Annotated in this window: 15 protein-coding genes; 9 read left to right on the forward strand and 6 right to left on the reverse strand. The window is 54.1% G+C overall.

From position 1 onward, the window contains the following. Window positions 1-152 precede the first annotated feature (152 nt). The 3 genes from OGW13_RS10920 to msrA all read right to left on the reverse strand — a co-directional run bounded on the left by OGW13_RS10920 (window position 153) and on the right by msrA (window position 2,725). Window positions 153-872, reverse strand: a complete 720-nt coding sequence (locus OGW13_RS10920; RefSeq protein ID WP_130097392.1) for a fimbrial biogenesis chaperone — start codon at window positions 870-872, stop codon at window positions 153-155. A 64-nt stretch (window positions 873-936) separates the two neighbouring features. Further along, window positions 937-1,497: a fimbrial protein gene (locus tag OGW13_RS10925; RefSeq protein ID WP_042999205.1), complete on the reverse strand. Its 561-nt coding sequence runs from the start codon at window positions 1,495-1,497 to the stop codon at window positions 937-939. A gap of 586 nt (window positions 1,498-2,083) precedes the next feature. Further along, complete coding sequence (gene msrA, locus OGW13_RS10930; protein WP_130097391.1) at window positions 2,084-2,725, reverse strand: peptide-methionine (S)-S-oxide reductase MsrA; 642 nt, start codon at window positions 2,723-2,725, stop codon at window positions 2,084-2,086. A gap of 213 nt (window positions 2,726-2,938) precedes the next feature. Between msrA and tamA the strand changes: the two genes are divergently transcribed. Genes tamA through OGW13_RS10945 form a run of 3 tightly spaced genes read left to right on the forward strand, consistent with a single transcriptional unit; the run spans window position 2,939 to window position 8,795 of the window. Continuing rightward, window positions 2,939-4,672: an autotransporter assembly complex protein TamA gene (gene tamA / locus OGW13_RS10935; protein ID WP_044257203.1), complete on the forward strand. Its 1,734-nt coding sequence runs from the start codon at window positions 2,939-2,941 to the stop codon at window positions 4,670-4,672. Beyond that, the gene (gene tamB / locus OGW13_RS10940; protein ID WP_287116078.1) at window positions 4,669-8,448 is read left to right on the forward strand and encodes an autotransporter assembly complex protein TamB; all 3,780 of its coding nucleotides are present in this window, start codon (window positions 4,669-4,671) and stop codon (window positions 8,446-8,448) included. Before tamA ends, tamB begins: the two co-directional genes overlap by 4 nt. A 2-nt stretch (window positions 8,449-8,450) precedes the next feature. Then, complete coding sequence (locus tag OGW13_RS10945; protein ID WP_042999209.1) at window positions 8,451-8,795, forward strand: gamma-glutamylcyclotransferase family protein; 345 nt, start codon at window positions 8,451-8,453, stop codon at window positions 8,793-8,795. A gap of 165 nt (window positions 8,796-8,960) precedes the next feature. Here the strand turns inward: OGW13_RS10945 and ppa are convergent, their stop codons facing one another. After that, window positions 8,961-9,491, reverse strand: a complete 531-nt coding sequence (gene ppa / locus OGW13_RS10950) for an inorganic diphosphatase (protein WP_042999210.1) — start codon at window positions 9,489-9,491, stop codon at window positions 8,961-8,963. A 307-nt stretch (window positions 9,492-9,798) separates the two neighbouring features. Here ppa and ytfQ point away from each other — a divergent pair, with 307 nt between their 5' ends. From ytfQ to OGW13_RS10975, 5 genes are all read left to right on the forward strand, one after another. Further along, window positions 9,799-10,755, forward strand: coding sequence for a galactofuranose ABC transporter substrate-binding protein YtfQ (ytfQ, locus tag OGW13_RS10955; RefSeq protein WP_042999211.1), 957 nt, complete (start codon window positions 9,799-9,801; stop codon window positions 10,753-10,755). A 145-nt stretch (window positions 10,756-10,900) separates the two neighbouring features. Continuing rightward, on the forward strand, window positions 10,901-12,403 hold the full coding sequence (gene ytfR, locus OGW13_RS10960; RefSeq protein ID WP_042999212.1) for a galactofuranose ABC transporter, ATP-binding protein YtfR: 1,503 nt from the start codon (window positions 10,901-10,903) through the stop codon (window positions 12,401-12,403). A gap of 13 nt (window positions 12,404-12,416) precedes the next feature. Beyond that, window positions 12,417-13,439: a galactofuranose ABC transporter, ATP-binding protein YtfT gene (ytfT, locus tag OGW13_RS10965; protein WP_042999213.1), complete on the forward strand. Its 1,023-nt coding sequence runs from the start codon at window positions 12,417-12,419 to the stop codon at window positions 13,437-13,439. Continuing rightward, complete coding sequence (gene yjfF, locus OGW13_RS10970) at window positions 13,426-14,427, forward strand: galactofuranose ABC transporter, permease protein YjfF (protein ID WP_042999214.1); 1,002 nt, start codon at window positions 13,426-13,428, stop codon at window positions 14,425-14,427. Before ytfT ends, yjfF begins: the two co-directional genes overlap by 14 nt. Before the next feature lie 81 nt (window positions 14,428-14,508). Then, window positions 14,509-15,621 (forward strand): methyl-accepting chemotaxis protein, encoded by a 1,113-nt coding sequence (locus OGW13_RS10975; protein ID WP_072185422.1) that lies wholly within the window; start codon window positions 14,509-14,511, stop codon window positions 15,619-15,621. A gap of 74 nt (window positions 15,622-15,695) precedes the next feature. On the opposite strand, the gene fbp is transcribed toward OGW13_RS10975, so the two are convergent. Next, complete coding sequence (fbp, locus tag OGW13_RS10980) at window positions 15,696-16,694, reverse strand: class 1 fructose-bisphosphatase (RefSeq protein WP_042999215.1); 999 nt, start codon at window positions 16,692-16,694, stop codon at window positions 15,696-15,698. 175 nt (window positions 16,695-16,869) lie between these two features. Here fbp and mpl point away from each other — a divergent pair, with 175 nt between their 5' ends. Then, a complete protein-coding gene (gene mpl, locus OGW13_RS10985) occupies window positions 16,870-18,249 on the forward strand; it encodes a UDP-N-acetylmuramate:L-alanyl-gamma-D-glutamyl-meso-diaminopimelate ligase (RefSeq protein WP_099433533.1) in 1,380 nt (459 codons plus the stop codon). Window positions 18,250-18,300: 51 nt separating this feature from the next. Here the strand turns inward: mpl and yjgA are convergent, their stop codons facing one another. After that, window positions 18,301-18,852 (reverse strand): ribosome biogenesis factor YjgA, encoded by a 552-nt coding sequence (gene yjgA, locus OGW13_RS10990; protein ID WP_042999217.1) that lies wholly within the window; start codon window positions 18,850-18,852, stop codon window positions 18,301-18,303. Window positions 18,853-18,921 lie beyond the last annotated feature (69 nt).

An 18,921-nucleotide genomic window follows, 5' to 3' on the forward strand; every position in this document is an offset into this window, starting at 1 on the left:
AATCGGCCCAGATCCGCGAAATTTTAATCAGCGAGTCAGCTTGGGAAGAAATGACCTGCTTATTCGCACCTTCCCTAAGGCTAATGCAGAATAAGCAAACCTTTCCGAACGATTTTGACTGCTTATATCGCCTCTGGCCATTCTATTCAACCTTATTTTAATACAGATTCTTTACTCGGTGTGGCGCTGCCGTAATCGCTAATAGCGTTCCATTTGATCACTGAATTCGCTTTTAATGCTGCTGGCAGTGAAATATGCCCATACGGTGCCACCATCATTGTCATGGCTGTTAAGGTATCTTTTGGGGCAGTGACAGGTTTGCCATCAACAGTAATAGAATTAAATGTCACATAAAAAGGGGTTGGATTGGTTATATTCAGTGCATTACCCTGCCTTGAAAAATTAATTTTTTCGTAGGCGCTAAAAGCCTCGTTATCCTTAAGAGATGTCGGGCGATAAAAAAGCTTAATGCGCGTTCTGGATGCAATCTGCAATTTACTCTGATCGCGCATGTTTTCAGGCGTGCTGGCGATAAATTTAATATTAGCCCAGAATACGGACTCCCTGTCTTTAGGAAGTTCAGCTCCTTTTTTGGCATAAATAAAATGGAAAATAGTTTCCTGGCCTGCTCCAAGCTTCATAAGAGGGGGGGTAGCAATAAAAGGCGCATCACCTTGATCGTCTATATTACTTACCCATGCCTGAACCAGATGATTCGTTGATGTGTTTTTACTTTGAACAGTCAACTGAACCTCATCACTATTGGATGGGTACACAATACGGGTTGCGCCAACCTGCACACCTGACATCGCTGGCGCGCACGTTAATATAGATGTTAACAAAAAGGAATTACGTATTAATTTTTTCATCATTCACAAATCATAAGGCAAGCCAGAAAGGCATATCATTCAATATGCCTTCTCTACGCTTTTATCATTAAGGATAGGAAATGGTATAGGTTGTATCTGCCGTGAAATCACCACCTTTGATATCCGCTGGCGTGACAGTTGCAACAACTTTAGCCTTATAATTAAACGCCAGGTCACTGGCTTCACCGGCTGGCGTAGTTTGTGCAAAGGCCGCATCCGGCTTGTTGTCAAAAACAACTTTTGTACTAGCTGCACTGCCAGTTCCATACATGACAATACCGACACCCGTGGCATCCGAACCTGTCATTGCTTTCAGCTGATCGCTGGTCGTGGCAGTCGCACCAGAGAACGTCAGGTTGATGGTGGTATCGGCTGGACAGGATTTCAGATTAATCACTACGTCCTGGGTTTGCGGATTTTCAGAGCCGATAGCGGCAAAGGTAGTTGCGACCATAGGCGTGAAAGTCACGTTTACCGTCTTTGAATCTGTTGATACTTCACAGGGCGGATTAATAATTTTCCCCTGGAAATGTACAGTTCCCTGATCATCCGTCAACGCAGCATGCGCATTACCGATGGCAACTGATGATAATACCATTGCTGATATTAATTTTAATTTTCTATTCATAGCCTGGCTCCATAGAATAATATATAAGTGATATCGTGATCGTATGTTATTTCCATATGGTGTATCTATGGGTGGCAATATGGAAAAAATCCCATGCTCACTTGAAGTTTTGTAATTAAGTGTTTCTGTTTGAAAATTAAATTATGACATTCTATGTAAACCATTCAAGGAGATTATAATCTAATTTTGGATGAAATTATTATTGCTATATGGTTGGTTTACTTGATTATTACAATTTTGCAGCGAGGTGTTAAAATTTTATATTTGTTATCTACGATGTTGGATGAGCCCATCATACAGACGTTCAAGGGGTAATCGGGCCTGGTGCACGAGGCATGATGGCAACGAATGATTAATTGCAATAGCTAATAAATATATAGTTATTTTTTAGTTATTGCTTTGTAGGGGAAGTGAACAATCTGTTGGTTCAAATGGTATGTAGAGTATTGAAAATAGTTATTAACTATTAGTTTTGTCTATTTGTTTATCTGAAACGCGGCTGGCGATGGCTCATGGAGAGAATGCCATTAATTATCGCTTACGGGGCTGATGAAAAAGAAAGGGTCCCTCAGGACCCTGATAATCTCTATTTTGTTCCAGGCGGTAAACAGACGCCAATCCCGCCGATACCGCAGTAGCCGTACGGGTTTTTGTGCAGATACTGCTGATGGTCTTCCTCAGCGTAATAGAACGGCGTCGCGTTGCTGATTTCGGTGGTGATAGGACGGTCGTCGCCCGCTGCGCGCATGGCGGCCTGGAAACGCTCCAGGCTTGCGCGCGCGGCGCTGTCCTGTTCCGGCGTCAGCGGATAGATAGCCGAACGATACTGAGTGCCGTGGTCATTGCCCTGCTGCATGCCCTGTGCCGGATCGTGGTTTTCCCAGAACACCTGCAGCAATTGGTCATAACTGATGACCGCCGGGTCGTACACCACGCGCACCGCTTCGGCGTGGCCCGTTTCACCGGAGCAGACTTCCCGGTAGGTGGGGTTGGGCGTATAGCCACCGGTGTATCCTGCCGCAGTGCTGTAAACGCCAGGCAATTGCCAGAACAACCGCTCTACGCCCCAGAAACAGCCCATGGCGAAAATGGCGATTTCCATCCCTTCGGGGACATTTGTCATCGAGTGTTCGTTGACGGCATGCAGCGTCGCCACGGGCATCGGGGTATTGCGCCCAGGGAGGGCATCTGACGGTGAAATCAGATGCTTTTTATCAAATAAACTCATGGTGCCGTTCTCCCGAAAATCAGTAATTGGGGTTAAGGTTGTAACAAGACGCGTATTTGCACACAATAACCGTTACGAATACGTCTACAGTAAACATAAGAAATATTTGGGGTGTCGTCTGTTTTTCAACCCCAATTGTTGGGTTTTTGTTAAGCCGTGGAGCGGCGTTATGTTTTTTTCCAGGGGTGGAAATAAGGGATTTCAGGAGAAAAAGTGCCACATATCCGTCAGTTATGTTGGGTGAGCCTGCTGTGTTTGAGTAGTTCTGCTTTTGCCGCGAACGTCCGTCTACAGGTCGAAGGGCTATCAGGAGAACTGGAGAAAAACGTCCGGGCACAACTCTCAACTATCCAGAGTGATGAAGTCACGCCGGATCGGCGTTTTCGCGCGCGCGTGGATGACGCTATCCGCGAAGGGCTGAAGGCGCTCGGTTATTATGAACCGACCATCGATTTCGATCTGCGTCCGCCTCCGGCGAAAGGGCGTCAGGTACTGGTAGCCAAAGTGACACCCGGTGAACCGGTGCGCATTGGCGGAACAGAAGTCATTTTACGCGGCGGCGCGCGTACCGACAGAGATTACCTGGATCTGCTGAAAACGCGTCCGGCAATCGGTACGGTGCTCGATCATGGGGATTATGACAGCTTTAAAAAATCCCTCACCAGCGTGGCGCTACGTAAAGGGTATTTCGACAGCGAATTTAATAAGAGCCAGTTGGGTATTGCGCTTGATCGCCATCAGGCGTTCTGGGATATCGATTACGACAGTGGTGAACGTTATCGCTTTGGTCACGTCTCCTTTGAAGGTTCGCAGATCCGCGAGGAGTATCTGCAAAATCTGGTGCCCTTTAAAGAAGGGGATGCATACGAGTCAAAAGATCTCGGCGAGCTGAACCGTCGACTCTCGGCGACTGGCTGGTTTAATTCCGTGGTTGTGGCGCCCGAATTCGACAAAGCGCGAAAAACCAAAGTACTGCCGCTGAAGGGTGTGGTTTCACCGCGAACGGAAAACACCATTGAGACCGGGGTGGGGTATTCCACCGACGTGGGGCCGCGCGTGAAGACCACGTGGAAAAAACCGTGGATGAACTCCTACGGTCACAGCCTGACGACCAGCGCCAGTATCTCATCGCCTGAACAGCAACTGGATTTCAGCTACAAAATGCCGCTGCTGAAGAACCCGCTGGAGCAGTACTATCTGGTACAAGGCGGCTTTAAGCGTACCGATCTCAACGATACCGAACAGGACTCCACCACGCTTGCGGTTTCCCGCTACTGGGACCTTTCCAGCGGCTGGCAGCGCGCCATTAACCTGCGCTGGAGTCTCGACCACTTTACGCAGGGGCAGGTGACGAACACTACCATGCTGCTCTATCCCGGCGTGATGATCAGCCGAACCCGTTCGCGCGGCGGACTGATGCCCACCTGGGGCGATTCCCAGCGTTACTCTATTGATTATTCCAACACCGCCTGGGGCTCTGATGTCGACTTCTCGGTCTTTCAGGCGCAAAACGTCTGGATCCGTTCCCTGTACGATCGTCATCGCTTCGTGATGCGCGGCAATCTTGGCTGGATCGAAACCGGTGATTTCGACAAAGTGCCGCCGGATCTGCGTTTCTTCGCCGGGGGCGACCGCAGTATTCGTGGCTACAAATATAAATCCATCTCACCAGAGTACAGCAACGGCGATCTGAAAGGGGCCTCGAAGCTGGTGACCGGATCGCTGGAATACCAGTACAACGTGACCGGTAAATGGTGGGGGGCGATGTTTGTCGATAGCGGTGAAGCGGTCAGTGATATCCGCAAAAGCGATTTCAAAACCGGCGCCGGGGTGGGGGTACGCTGGCAGTCTCCGGTCGGGCCGATCAAGCTCGATTTTGCCGTGCCGGTCGGCGACAAAGAGGAACACGGTTTACAGTTTTACATCGGTCTGGGGCCTGAATTATGAGTTTATGGAAGAAGATAAGCCTCGGCATCCTGATTTTTATCCTGCTGTTGCTGGGAACGGTGGCGTTTCTGGTCGGAACAACAACCGGCCTGCATTTGATCTTCAATGCGGCGAATCGCTGGGTACCGGGGCTGGAAATTGGTCAGGTCACCGGCGGCTGGCGTGATTTGTCGCTGAAAAATATCCGCTTTGACCAGCCTGGTGTAGCGGTTAACGCCGGGGAAGTGCATCTGGCGGTCGGGCTGAATTGCCTGTGGAACAGCAGCCTGTGCGTGAACGATCTGTCGCTCAAAGACATCAATGTGGCGATCGACAGTAAAAAAATGCCGCCTTCTGAGCAGGTAGAGGAAGAAGAGGACAACGGGCCGCTGAATCTCTCCACGCCGTATCCGATCACGCTTTCTCGCGTGGCGCTCAATAACGTCAATATTAAAATCGATGACACCATCGTGTCGGTGATGGATTTTACCTCCGGCTTGCACTGGCAAGAGAAGGATCTGACCCTGAAACCCACGTCGTTACAGGGATTGCTGATCGCGCTGCCGAAAGTGGCGGAGGTGGCTCAGGAAGAAGTGGTCGAGCCGAAGATCCAGAACCCGCAGCCGGATGAAAAACCGCTTGGTGAAACGCTGAAAGATCTGTTTTCGCAGCCGGTTCTGCCGGAGATGACGGACGTTCATCTGCCGCTCAATCTCAATATTGAAGCGTTTAAAGGCGAACAACTGCGTATCACCGGTGATACTGACCTGACGGTGTATAACCTGCTGCTGAAAGTAAGCAGCATCGACGGCAACATGAAGCTCGATGCGCTCGATATCGACTCCAGTCAGGGTACGGTGAATGCCAGCGGTACGGCCCAGTTGACCAATAACTGGCCGGTAGACATCACCCTGAACAGCACGCTGAACGTCGATCCGCTGAAAGGCGAGAAGGTGAAGCTGAAGGTGGGTGGGGCGCTGCGTGAACAACTGGAAGTGGGTGTTAACCTTTCCGGGCCGGTGGACATGGATCTGCGTGCCCAGACGCGTCTGGCGGAAGCCGGGCTACCGCTGAATCTGGAGGTGGTCAGTAAGCAGATTTACTGGCCCTTTACCGGCGACAAACAGTTCCAGGCCGACGATATCAAGCTCAAGCTCACCGGCAAGATGACGGACTACACGCTGTCGATGCGTACGGCGGTGAAAGGGCAGGATATCCCGTCGGCGACCATTACCCTTGATGCGAAAGGCAACGAACAGCAAATTAATCTCGATAAACTCAGCGTGGCGGCGCTGGAAGGGAAAACCGAGCTGAAAGCGCTGGTGGACTGGCAACAGGCGATCAGCTGGCGAGGCGAGTTGACGCTGGACGGCATCAACACCGCGAAAGAGATTCCGGACTGGCCGTCGAAGCTCAATGGCCTGATCAAAACCCGGGGCAGCCTGTATGGCGGCACCTGGCAGATGGACGTGCCGGAGCTGAAACTGACCGGGAACGTTAAGCAGAACAAGGTTAACGTCAACGGATCGCTGAAAGGCAACAGCTATTTGCAGTGGGCCATTCCGGGCCTGCATCTGGAACTGGGACCAAACAGCGCCGATGTGAAAGGCGAGCTGGGCGTGAAAGATCTCAATCTGGATGCGACTATCGACGCGCCGGGACTGGACAACGCGCTGCCGGGACTCGGTGGTACGGCAAAAGGGTTGGTCAAGGTGCGCGGTACCGTCGACGCTCCGCAACTGCTGGCGGATATCACCGCCCGCGGGCTGCGCTGGCAGGAACTGTCCGTGGCGCAGGTGCGCGTGGAAGGCGATATCAAATCGACGGATCAGATTGCCGGTAACCTCAGTGTACGGGTTGAACGTATTTCGCAGCCCGACGTGAACATCAACCTTGTGACCCTGAACGCCAAAGGCAGCGAGAAGCAGCACGAGTTGCAATTACGTGTTCAGGGCGAGCCGGTCTCCGGCCAGCTCGATCTGGCGGGGAGTTTTGATCGTAAAGAAGAGCGCTGGAAAGGATCGCTGAGCAATACCCGTTTCCAGACGCCGGTTGGGCCGCTGACCCTGACGCGCCCCATCGCGCTGGACTATCGTAACAAAGAGCAGAAAATCAGTATCGGGCCGCACTGCTGGGCAAATCCGAATGCTGAACTGTGCGTGCCGCAAACCATCGATGCGGGTGCCGAAGGGCGGGCGGTAGTGAATCTTAACCGCTTTGATCTGGCGATGCTGAAACCGTTTATGCCGGAGGCGACGCAGGCCAGTGGTGTATTTACTGGCAAAGCGGACGTTTCGTGGGACACCACCAAAGAAGGGCTGCCGCAGGGTAATGTTACGCTCTCCGGGCGTAACGTGAAGGTGACGCAGACGGTGAACGATGCGCCGCTGCCGCTGGCGTTCGATACCCTGAACGTGACAGCCGATCTGCGCAACAATCGTGCAGAACTGGGCTGGCTGATCCGCCTGACCAATAATGGTCAGCTTGACGGACAGGTGCAGGTGACCGATCCGCAAGGGCGTCGTAACCTGGGCGGCAACGTCAACATTCGCAACGTGAATCTGGCGATGGTCAACCCGATCTTCGCGCGCGGCGAAAAGGCGGCGGGGATGCTGAGCGCCAATCTGCGTCTGGGCGGCGATGTACAGAGCCCGCAAATGTTTGGGCAACTGCAACTAAGCGGGCTGGATATCGACGGCAACTTTATGCCGTTTGATATGCAGCCGAGCCAACTGGCGATGAATTTCAACGGTACCCGCTCGACGCTTGCCGGGGTGATACGAACCCAGCAGGGGCAGATCAACTTAAGCGGCGACGCGGACTGGAGTCAGATCGACAACTGGCGTGCGCGTGTGGCGGCGAAAGGCAGCAGGGTACGTATCACCGTACCGCCGATGGTGCGACTGGATGTTTCTCCGGATGTCGTGTTTGAAGCGACGCCGAGTCTGTTCACTCTCGATGGCCGGGTGGACGTGCCGTGGGCGCGTATTGTGGTTCATGACTTGCCAGAGAGCGCGGTGGGCGTCTCCAGCGATGAAGTGATGCTCAATAACGACCTGCAGCCTGAGAAGCCGCAGAGCGCCGGGATCCCGATCAACAGCAATCTGATTGTGCATGTGGGTAACAACGTGCGGATGAATGCGTTTGGTCTGAAAGCCCGTCTGACAGGCGATCTGAACGTGGTGCAGGATAAGCAAGGGCTGGGGCTGAACGGACAGATCAACATTCCGGAAGGCCGTTTCCACGCCTACGGTCAGGATCTGATTGTGCGGAAAGGCGAACTGTTGTTCTCTGGACCGCCGGACCAACCGTTGCTGAATATCGAAGCTATTCGTAACCCGGAAGCCACCGAAGATGACGTGATCGCGGGTGTTCGCGTCACCGGAACGGCAGATGAACCGAAGGCTGAGATCTTCTCTGATCCGGCAATGTCGCAGCAGGAAGCGCTCTCTTATCTGTTGCGCGGCCAGGGTCTGAGCAGCGATCAGAGCGACAGCGCGGCGATGACCTCAATGCTTATTGGCCTGGGGGTTGCACAAAGTGGTCAGGTTGTGGGTAAAATCGGGGAGACATTTGGCGTAAGCAATCTGGCACTGGATACTCAGGGGGTGGGCGACTCCTCCCAGGTGGTCGTCAGCGGATACGTACTGCCAGGTCTGCAGGTGAAATATGGTGTGGGTATATTTGACTCACTGGCGACACTCACGTTACGTTATCGCCTGATGCCTAAGCTATATCTGGAAGCCGTGTCTGGCGTAGATCAGGCACTGGATTTGCTCTATCAGTTTGAGTTTTAGCAATGCGAATATTTGTCTACGGCAGTTTACGAACCAAACAAGGCAACAGCCACTGGATGACCAACGCCCAGTTGCTGGGCGATTACAGTATCGATAACTACCAGTTGTATAGCCTGGGCCACTATCCAGGCGCAGTTCCGGGGAACGGAACGGTACACGGTGAGGTTTATCGTATTGATAACGCCACTCTGGCCGAACTGGATGCGCTGCGCACCCGCGGCGGTGAATACGCACGCCAGTTGATCCAGACGCCGTATGGCAGTGCATGGATGTACGTGTACCAGCGCCCGGTGGAGGGATTAACACTGATCGAAAGCGGTAACTGGTTAGACAGAGACCAGTACTGAGTAGCGCGCAGGGTAGGCCTGATAAGCGTAGCGTCATCAGGCATTTCCTTGTTTGCCAGCACTTTTACCACGCCACCTTCGGGTGGCGTAGTTTTTTGTGTCGGTGACTCGCGTTTACGGACACAAAAAAGCCCCGACATGCGGGGCTTCGCTCGACAGGACGAATTACTTCTTCGCCGCACGCTCGAAGGAGGCAACGATTTCAGCTTTCGCCGCTTCAGCGTTGTCCCAACCGTCGACTTTCACCCATTTGCCTTTTTCGAGATCTTTATAGTGCTCGAAGAAGTGCGTGATCTGCGCTTTCAGCAGTTCCGGCAGGTCGTTCACATCGTTGATGTGATCGTACTCTTTGCTCAGCTTGGTGTGCGGTACAGCAACCAGTTTCGCATCTTCACCGGATTCGTCGGTCATTTTCAGTACGCCAACCGGACGGCAACGGATAACGGAGCCTGGCTGCAGCGGATACGGGGTCGGGACCAGTACGTCAACTGGGTCACCGTCCAGGGACAGGGTGTGGTTGATGTAACCGTAGTTGCACGGATAGAACATCGCGGTGGACATGAAGCGGTCAACGAACAGTGCGCCGCTCTCTTTGTCGACTTCGTATTTGATCGGATCGGCGTTAGCCGGGATCTCGATAACAACGTAGATATCTTCCGGCAGGTCTTTGCCCGCAGGGACGTTGAGTAAGCTCATGTCTGTTTCCTTTAACTGTGTCGTAAACAAGTGGCGAGTATTATAGCTATCTCGCGCCGAATGTCTCCGCCTGATTTCGTTTTCACTCGTCTCCCGCTGGTCTTTTCAGACCACTCGCATGACAGAAAAATCCATATCTTCAGCCGCTTTTTTCATAGGTAAATGAAAGCGATTACAAACTTGTGATTAACGTTCTATTTACTTTTTTGAAGTGTGATGTAACGCAATCCGTTACATGCTCGATTGTCTATAGTTTTTTCGCGACTGTTTCTTAACCAACAATAACCTACCCTACGAGGACACAGTTATGTGGAAGCGCTTACTTATCGTCACAGCAGTTTCGGCAGCCATGTCGTCTATGGCCATGGCCGCCCCATTAACCGTAGGATTTTCGCAGGTCGGCTCTGAGTCCGGCTGGCGCGCCGCAGAGACCAACGTGGCGAAAAGCGAGGCCGAGAAGCGCGGCATCACGCTGAAAATCGCTGACGGTCAGCAAAAGCAGGAAAACCAGATTAAAGCCGTGCGTTCCTTTGTCGCTCAGGGCGTCGATGCCATATTTATTGCGCCGGTAGTGGCAACAGGGTGGGAGCCGGTGCTGAAGGAAGCGAAAGATGCTGAGATCCCGGTCTTCTTGCTCGATCGTTCCATCGATGTCAAAGACAAATCTCTCTATATGACCACCGTCACCGCTAACAACGTGCTGGAAGGTCAACTGATCGGCGACTGGCTGATCAAAGAGGTGAACGGCAAGCCGTGTAATGTGGTTGAGCTGCAGGGTACCGTCGGGGCCAGCGTGGCGATTGACCGTAAGAAAGGATTTGCTGAAGCCATCGCCAAAGCACCAAACATCAAAATTATCCGCTCTCAGTCCGGCGACTTTACCCGTAGTAAAGGTAAAGAGGTGATGGAGAGCTTTATCAAAGCCGAGAACAACGGCAAGAACATCTGCATGGTTTATGCCCATAACGATGACATGGTGATCGGGGCTATTCAGGCGATCAAAGAAGCGGGGCTGAAACCGGGCAAAGATATTCTGACCGGTTCTATTGACGGCGTACCGGACATCTACAAAGCGATGATCGACGGTGAAGCGAATGCCAGCGTTGAACTGACGCCGAACATGGCAGGCCCGGCCTTCGACGCGCTCGAGAAGTTCAAGAAAGATGGCACGATGCCTGAGAAGGTCACGATCACCAAGTCGACGCTGTATCTGCCGGATACCGCGAAAGAAGAGTTAGAGAAGAAGAAAAACATGGGCTACTAAGTTCAGACCCTTTCTGGGGGCATACCTAACACCGTAGGCCTGATAAGCGAAGCGCCATCAGGCAAAGGTTCTGCCGGATGGCAACGTAACCGCCTTATCCGGCCTACGGGCCTCCAGAGCCACACTCTTGTCGCGGAGGGCTATTATGATCGCGGAACAACACCAGGAGATCCTCCGTACAGAGGGATTAAGTAAATTCTTTCCTGGCGTCAAAGCGCTGGATAACGTCGATTTCAGTCTGCGTCGCGGCGAAATTATGGCGCTGCTCGGCGAGAACGGGGCCGGAAAATCCACGCTCATCAAAGCACTGACCGGCGTCTATCATGCCGATCGCGGTAGTATCTGGCTGGAAGGCAGTGCCATCTCCCCCAGAAATACCGCACATGCCCAACAGCTGGGCATTGGCACGGTGTATCAGGAAGTGAACCTGCTGCCGAATATGTCGGTGGCGGATAACCTGTTTATTGGTCGTGAACCGCGTCGATTTGGCCTGCTACGGCGCAAAGAGATGGAAAAGCGCGCTACGGCGCTAATGGCGTCTTACGGTTTTTCCCTCGACGTGCGCGAACCGCTGAACCGCTATTCGGTGGCGATGCAACAGATCGTCGCGATCTGCCGGGCTATCGATCTTTCCGCCAAAGTTCTGATCCTTGATGAACCTACCGCCAGTCTCGATACGCAAGAGGTTGAGATGCTGTTCGGCTTAATGCGGCATCTGCGCGATCGCGGCGTGAGTCTGATCTTCGTCACTCATTTTCTTGATCAGGTTTATCAGGTCAGCGATCGGATCACCGTCCTGCGTAACGGCAGTTTTGTCGGCTGCCGGGAAACCCGCGAGCTGCCGCAGATTGAACTGGTCAAAATGATGCTGGGACGCGAGCTGGACACTCATGCGCTACAGCGTGCGGGACGTACCTTATTGAGCGATAAACCGGTGGCCGCGTTCAAAGGTTTCGGTAAGAAAGGGACGATCTCCCCGTTCGATCTCGAAGTACGACCTGGTGAGATCGTCGGTCTGGCGGGACTGCTTGGATCCGGGCGCACCGAAACGGCCGAGGTGATTTTCGGTATCAAACCGGCGGACAGCGGCAGCGCGCTGATCAGAGGAAAACCGCAGACGCTGCGATCCCCTCATCAGGCATCATGCCTGGGGATCGGTTTTTGTCCGGAGGATCGCAAAACGGACGGTATTATTGCCGCCGCCTCGGTGCGCGAAAACATCATCCTGGCATTGCAGGCCCAGCGCGGCTGGTTGCGGCCGATTGCACGCAAAGAACAAAACGACATTGCCGAGCGGTTTATCCGTCAGCTTGGCATTCGCACCCCCAGCGCAGAACAGCCGATCGAGTTTCTCTCCGGCGGCAACCAGCAAAAAGTGCTGCTATCGCGCTGGCTGCTGACTAAACCACAGTTTCTGATCCTCGATGAACCGACGCGAGGGATCGACGTAGGCGCGCATGCCGAGATCATCCGCCTGATCGAAACGCTGTGCGCCGATGGTCTGGCGCTGCTGGTGATCTCCTCGGAGCTGGAGGAACTGGTAGGCTATGCGGATCGGGTGATCATCATGCGTGACCGCAAACAGGTGGCGGAGATCCCGCTGGCTGAACTGTCCGTTCCGGCGATCATGAACGCCATCGCGGCGTAAGGAGACTCTTGTGATGCCCCAATCTCTCCCGCAAACCACGCCGCCAAAGCGACGCTTTCGCTGGCCGACCGGTATGCCGCAGCTGATTGCGCTGCTGCTGGTGCTGTTGGTGGACAGCCTCGTCGCCCCCCACTTTTACCAGATTATCTTGCAGGACGGTCGTCTGTTCGGCAGCCCGATCGATATCCTGAATCGCGCCGCTCCCGTCGCGCTGTTGGCGATAGGGATGACGCTGGTTATTGCCACCGGGGGCATTGACCTTTCCGTTGGCGCGGTGATGGCGATTGCCGGCGCCACGACCGCGGCGATGACCGTCGCCGGTCACAGCCTGCCAGTGGTCCTGCTTGCCGCGTTGGGGACCGGTGTGTTGGCTGGCCTGTGGAACGGCGTCCTGGTGGCGATCCTCAAAATTCAGCCGTTTGTCGCCACGCTAATCCTGATGGTGGCGGGTCGCGGCGTTGCGCAACTGATCACCTCTGGACAGATTGTCACCTTCAACTCGCCCACGCTCTCCTGGTTCGGCAGCGGCTCGCTGCTGCTGTTTCCCACGCCGGTGATTATCGCGCTGATCACGCTGCTGCTGTTCTGGCTGTTGACCCGGCGAACGGCGCTCGGGATGTTTATTGAAGCGGTGGGGATTAACATCCGGGCAGCGAAAAATGCCGGCGTCAACACACGAGTCATCGTTATGCTCACCTATGTGTTGAGCGGGCTGTGCGCAGCAATTGCCGGGATTATCGTCACGGCGGATATTCGCGGTGCCGATGCCAACAACGCCGGATTGTGGCTGGAGCTGGACGCCATTCTGGCGGTGGTGATCGGCGGCGGTTCCCTGATGGGCGGGCGCTTTAATCTGCTGCTGTCAGTGGTGGGCGCGCTGATCATTCAGGGGATGAACACCGGGATCCTGCTGTCCGGGTTTCCGCCGGAGATGAACCAGGTGGTCAAAGCCATCGTGGTGCTGTGCGTACTGATTGTGCAGTCACAGCGCTTTATCAGTTTGCTAAAAGGAGTGCGTGGTCGTGATAAAACGTAATTTACCGTTAATGATCACCCTCGGGGTTTTCGTGCTGGGCTATCTCTATTGTCTGACGCAGTTTCCCGGCTTTGCCTCCACGCGCGTGATCTGCAACATTCTGACCGATAATGCCTTCCTGGGGATCATCGCCGTGGGGATGACCTTTGTGATCCTCTCCGGCGGGATCGATCTCTCCGTGGGATCGGTAATCGCCTTCACCGGCGTATTCCTGGCGAAGGCTATCGGCTACTGGGGGATCTCGCCGTTACTGGCGTTTCCGCTGGTGTTGGCGATGGGCTGCGCGTTTGGCGCGTTCATGGGATTGCTGATTGATGCGCTGAAGATCCCGGCGTTTATCATCACGCTTGCCGGTATGTTTTTCCTGCGCGGGGTCAGTTACCTGGTATCGGAAGAGTCGATCCCGATTAACCATCCCATCTATGACACGCTTTCCAGCCTGGCGTGGAAAATCCCCGGCGGTGGGCGTCTGAGCGCGATGGGCCTGCTGATGCTGGCGGTGGTGGTCATTGGGATTTTCCTCGCGCATCGCACCCGGTTTGGCAATCAGGTGTATGCCATTGGCGGGAATGCGACATCGGCGAACCTGATGGGGATTTCCACCCGTAGCACCACGATCCGCATTTATATGCTGTCAACCGGGCTGGCGACGCTGGCCGGGATTGTCTTTTCTGTTTACACCCAGGCTGGCTACGCGCTGGCGGGAGTGGGCGTAGAGCTGGATGCGATCGCTTCGGTGGTGATCGGTGGTACGTTGCTGAGCGGTGGGGTCGGTACGGTTCTTGGAACGCTGTTTGGCGTGGCGATTCAGGGGCTGATCCAGACCTACATTAACTTCGACGGTACGCTCAGTTCATGGTGGACGAAAATTGCCATTGGCGTTTTGTTATTTATTTTCATTGCGTTGCAGCGCGGTCTGACGGTGCTTTGGGAAAATCGACAGAGCTCGCCGGTAACACGAGTCGGCCCGGCAGCGACGCCGAAGTGAGACACAGATTTTACTTAAACACCTAAACTTTTTCCGGTTGTTGTCGATAGTTTCTGTATATCTTACAACCGGAAAATAACGATGCCAAAATCCCTCTCCCTACGAAATACCCTGTTGGTTTTATTGTCGCTTATTACCCTGTTATTGCTGCTAACAGGCGGCATGGGGATTTACGCCTCCACGCGAATCATTACCTCATGGATTTATTACGGAGTGATGACCGCGACGACGCTGACGGCCATCGCCCTGTTGGCAGTGGTCTGGCTGTTATTGCGTAATAAGCTGCTGAAACCGCTCGATAATGTGGTTGAACAACTGGAACGCCTGGCAACGGGAGATTTGTCGGCGGCAGAAAGCCGTTATGCCAGCGCCGAGTTTAATCGCCTGCAGGCCGCGCTTGAAGGGATGCGCATGGCGCTGAGTGAATCTGTCAGACGCGTTCGCGATGCCAGTTCGCAGATAGACACCGGCAGTCGTGAACTGACGGCGGGCAATATTCATCTGGCGACACGCACCGAATCGACGGCGACCTCGCTGGAACAAACTGCCGCCAGCATGGAGGAGCTTACCGCAACGGTGAAACAGAATGCGGAAAACGCCGATCAGGCGCATCAACTGGCGAAATCGGTTTCTGATACCGCCGATCGCGGCAGTGAAATGGTCTGTTATGTCATTGAAAAAATGCGCGACATTTCCGGGAGTGCTAATCGTATCGCCGATATTCTTGGCGTGATCGACGGGATTGCGTTCCAGACCAATATTCTGGCGCTGAACGCCTCGGTTGAAGCGGCGCGCGCGGGAGAGCAGGGACGCGGTTTTGCCGTGGTGGCGGGCGAAGTGCGCAATCTGGCCAGCCGTAGCGCGGAGGCCGCAAAAGAGATTCGTACGCTGATTGGCGACTCGCAGTCACAGGTGGGAGAGGGCAGCGATCTGGCGATGCAGGCAGGCGAAACGATGGATGAGATTGCCAGCGAAGTCATGCGGATGACCAAACTGATGCGGGAAATCGCCAGTGCGTCGCAGGAGCAGAGTCGCGGTATCGAACAGGTGAATATCGCGGTGAGTCAGATGGATGAAACGGCGCAGCAGAATGCGGCGCTGGTACAACAGTCTTCTGCGGCAACCCGTTCCCTGGAAGAGCAATCGCATGCGCTGATTGAAGCGATGGCGTCGTTTAAATTGCAGACCGCCTGACAAAAAAACGCCTCTCCGGGGAGAGGCGCTTAGTGTGTAGGCTGGATAAAGCGTCAGCCCATCCGGCAAGAGTTTTACGCGTCCGGGAATTCCCGGATAAAGCGTTCTACATCTTCAACCATATGGTTGTTGCCGACGAAGAACGAACGACGCTGGTGCAGGCTTTCCGGCGTGATATCCAGAATACGCTCTTTCCCGTCGCTCGCCTTGCCGCCCGCTTGCTCCGCAAGGAATGCCATTGGGTTGCACTCGTACAGCAGACGCAGTTTACCGTCCGGGTGGCTGGCGGTGCTTGGATAAAGGTAGATCCCGCCTTTCAGCAGGTTACGATGGAAGTCAGCAACCAGTGAGCCGATGTAGCGCGAGGTATACGGGCGCTGCGTGGATTTATCCTCTTCCTGGCAGAACTTGATGTACTTCTTCACGCCGTTCGGGAATTTGATGTAGTTGCCTTCGTTAATGGAGTAGGTGTTGCCTTTCTCCGGGAAGCGCATCCGCTCCTGACACAGGCAGAACACACCCAGCGACGGATCGTAGGTAAAGGCGTGGACGCCGCAGCCGGTGGTGTAAACCAGCATGGTGGAAGAGCCGTAAACCACGTAACCTGCAGCAACCTGCTTGTTGCCTGGTTGCAGGAAATCTTCTTCCGTGACCGGCGTGCCGACAGGCGTCACGCGGCGGTAGATAGAGAAAATGGTCCCGACAGAGACGTTAACATCGATGTTGGACGATCCATCCAGCGGATCCATCAGCACCACGTATTTCGCGTGTTCACAGCCTTCGAAAACGACGATTTCATCTTCTTCTTCAGAGGCAATACCCGCGACAATATCACGCGCCTTGAGTGCAGCTTTCAGTTTTTCGTTCGCGAACAGGTCGAGTTTCTGCTGAACCTCACCCTGTACGTTCTCAGCACCGCTGGCACCCAGGATATCGACCAGACCGGCCTTGTTGATATCGCGGTGGATGATCTTGGCGCCCAGCTTTATTGCCGACAACAACGCAGTGAGCTCACCTGTAGCATGAGAGAACTCGTGCTGCTTCTCGACAATAAATTCACCTAACGTTTTCATAACACTTTCCCTGCAATTAATATGGAGTAAAGCGACCGTAACAATCTTAACAAATATTTCAGTGGCTGCGCTCAGGTGAATCGCGCCAGCAAACTACGGATTATCCTGAAATGCGTTTCTCACTTGGCTGACATATGCGTAAAATGCCCCCTGGGTTAAATTAGGATAGTGACGTATGCGCATTCATATTTTGGGAATTTGTGGCACGTTCATGGGCGGTCTGGCGATGCTGGCGCGCTCGCTCGGTCATGAAGTAACGGGTTCGGACGCCAATGTGTATCCGCCGATGAGTACCTTGCTTGAGAATCAGGGCATTGATTTGATTCAGGGTTATGACCCCAGTCAACTCGACCCGCAGCCGGATTTGGTGATCATCGGCAATGCCATGACCCGTGGGAATCCGTGCGTTGAGGCGGTGCTGGAGAAAAACATTCCGTTCATGTCCGGCCCGCAGTGGCTGCATGATTTTGTGTTGCGCGATCGTTGGGTGCTGGCCGTTGCGGGAACGCACGGTAAAACCACGACCGCCGGCATGGCGACCTGGATTCTGGACGCTTGCGGTTACAAACCCGGTTTTGTGATTGGCGGTGTGCCGGGGAACTTTGACGTTTCTGCGCGTCTGGGCGAAAGCAACTTTTTCGTGATTGAAGCGGATGAGTACGACTGCGCCTTCTTTGATAAACGATCCAAATTCGTACATTACTGCCCGCGTACGCTGATCCTCAATAACCTTGAGTTTGATCATGCGGATATCTTTGACGATCTGAAAGCGATCCAGAAGCAGTTCCACCATCTGGTCCGCATTGTGCCGGGGCAGGGGCGGATCATCTATCCTGAGCACGACATTAACCTGAAGCAGACGATGGCGATGGGCTGCTGGAGCGAACAGGAGCTGGTGGGCGAGCAGGGCCACTGGCAGGCGAAAAAGCTGAACGTCGATGCTTCTGAATGGGAAGTGTGGCTGGACGGTGAAAAGGTCGGCGTTGTGAAGTGGTCGCTGGTCGGTGAGCACAACATGCACAACGGTCTGATGGCAATCGCCGCAGCCCGTCATGTTGGCGTACAACCGGCGGATGCGGCTCAGGCGCTGGGATCATTTATTAATGCCCGTCGCCGCCTGGAACTGCGCGGTGAAGCAAACGGCGTCACGGTGTACGACGATTTTGCCCATCACCCAACGGCGATTCTGGCAACGCTTGCGGCGCTGCGCGGAAAAGTAGGCGGCACGGCGCGCATCATCGCCGTGCTGGAACCGCGTTCCAACACCATGAAGATGGGGCTGTGCAAAGACGACCTGGCGCCGTCATTGGGCCGCGCGGATGAAGTGTATCTCCTGCAGCCGCCGCATATTCCGTGGCAAGTCGCGGAAGTGGCGGACGCCTGCATTCAGCCTGCTCACTGGAGCGGGGATGTGGATACGCTGGCAGAGATGATCGTGAAAACGGCGCAGCCGGGCGATCACATTCTGGTGATGAGTAACGGCGGATTTGGTGGAATTCACCAGAAACTGCTGGATGGTCTGGCGAAGAAAGCCGAAGCGGAAGCTGAAGAGTAATAAAAATGCCCGGTGGCGCTGACGCTTACCGGGCCTATTTAGCGTACGGGATTACTCTTCGTTTTCCGCCAGTTCGCGCAGATACTGGAAGATCTGACGTGCGGACTTCGGCGGCTTATTCCCTTCTTTCTCTTTCTTCGCATTGCGGATCAGCGAGCGTAACTGCTGACGATCGGCGTGCGGCCACAGATTCAGCACCTCTTCTACCGCGTCATCGCCTTCATCGATCAGACGATCACGCAGATGCTCAAGCTTGTGAAACAACACCACCTGCTGGTTGTGGCGGTTTTTCAACTTATCCAGCGCCTGACGGATAGGATCCACCTCGCGTTGGCGCAGCAATTTACCAATCAACTGCAACTGACGGCGGCGACCTTCCATCTTGATACGCTGGGCCAGCTCAATGGCGGCACGCAGGTCCGCATCAAGCGGGATTTTGTCCAGCGCGTTTTTCCCCAGATCCACCAGTTCCGCGCCCAGGCGTTTTAGCTCCTCGGCGTCGCGTTTAATTTCACTTTTGCTGACCCAGATAATTTCATCGTCTTCGTCTTCGATGTCATCACCGGGAACGTCGTCGAGCCAGTCTTCGGGCTGCTTTGTCATGTCAGGCTCCTTAAAAAAAGAGGCTAATGTTACCAGTTAAGATGCGCACTGAAAAACGGTTCTCTGTTA

Origin of the sequence: Citrobacter sp. Ca225 (assembly GCF_030337175.1) — a bacterium.
Taxonomy (GTDB): Bacteria; Pseudomonadota; Gammaproteobacteria; order Enterobacterales; family Enterobacteriaceae; genus Citrobacter_A; species Citrobacter_A amalonaticus.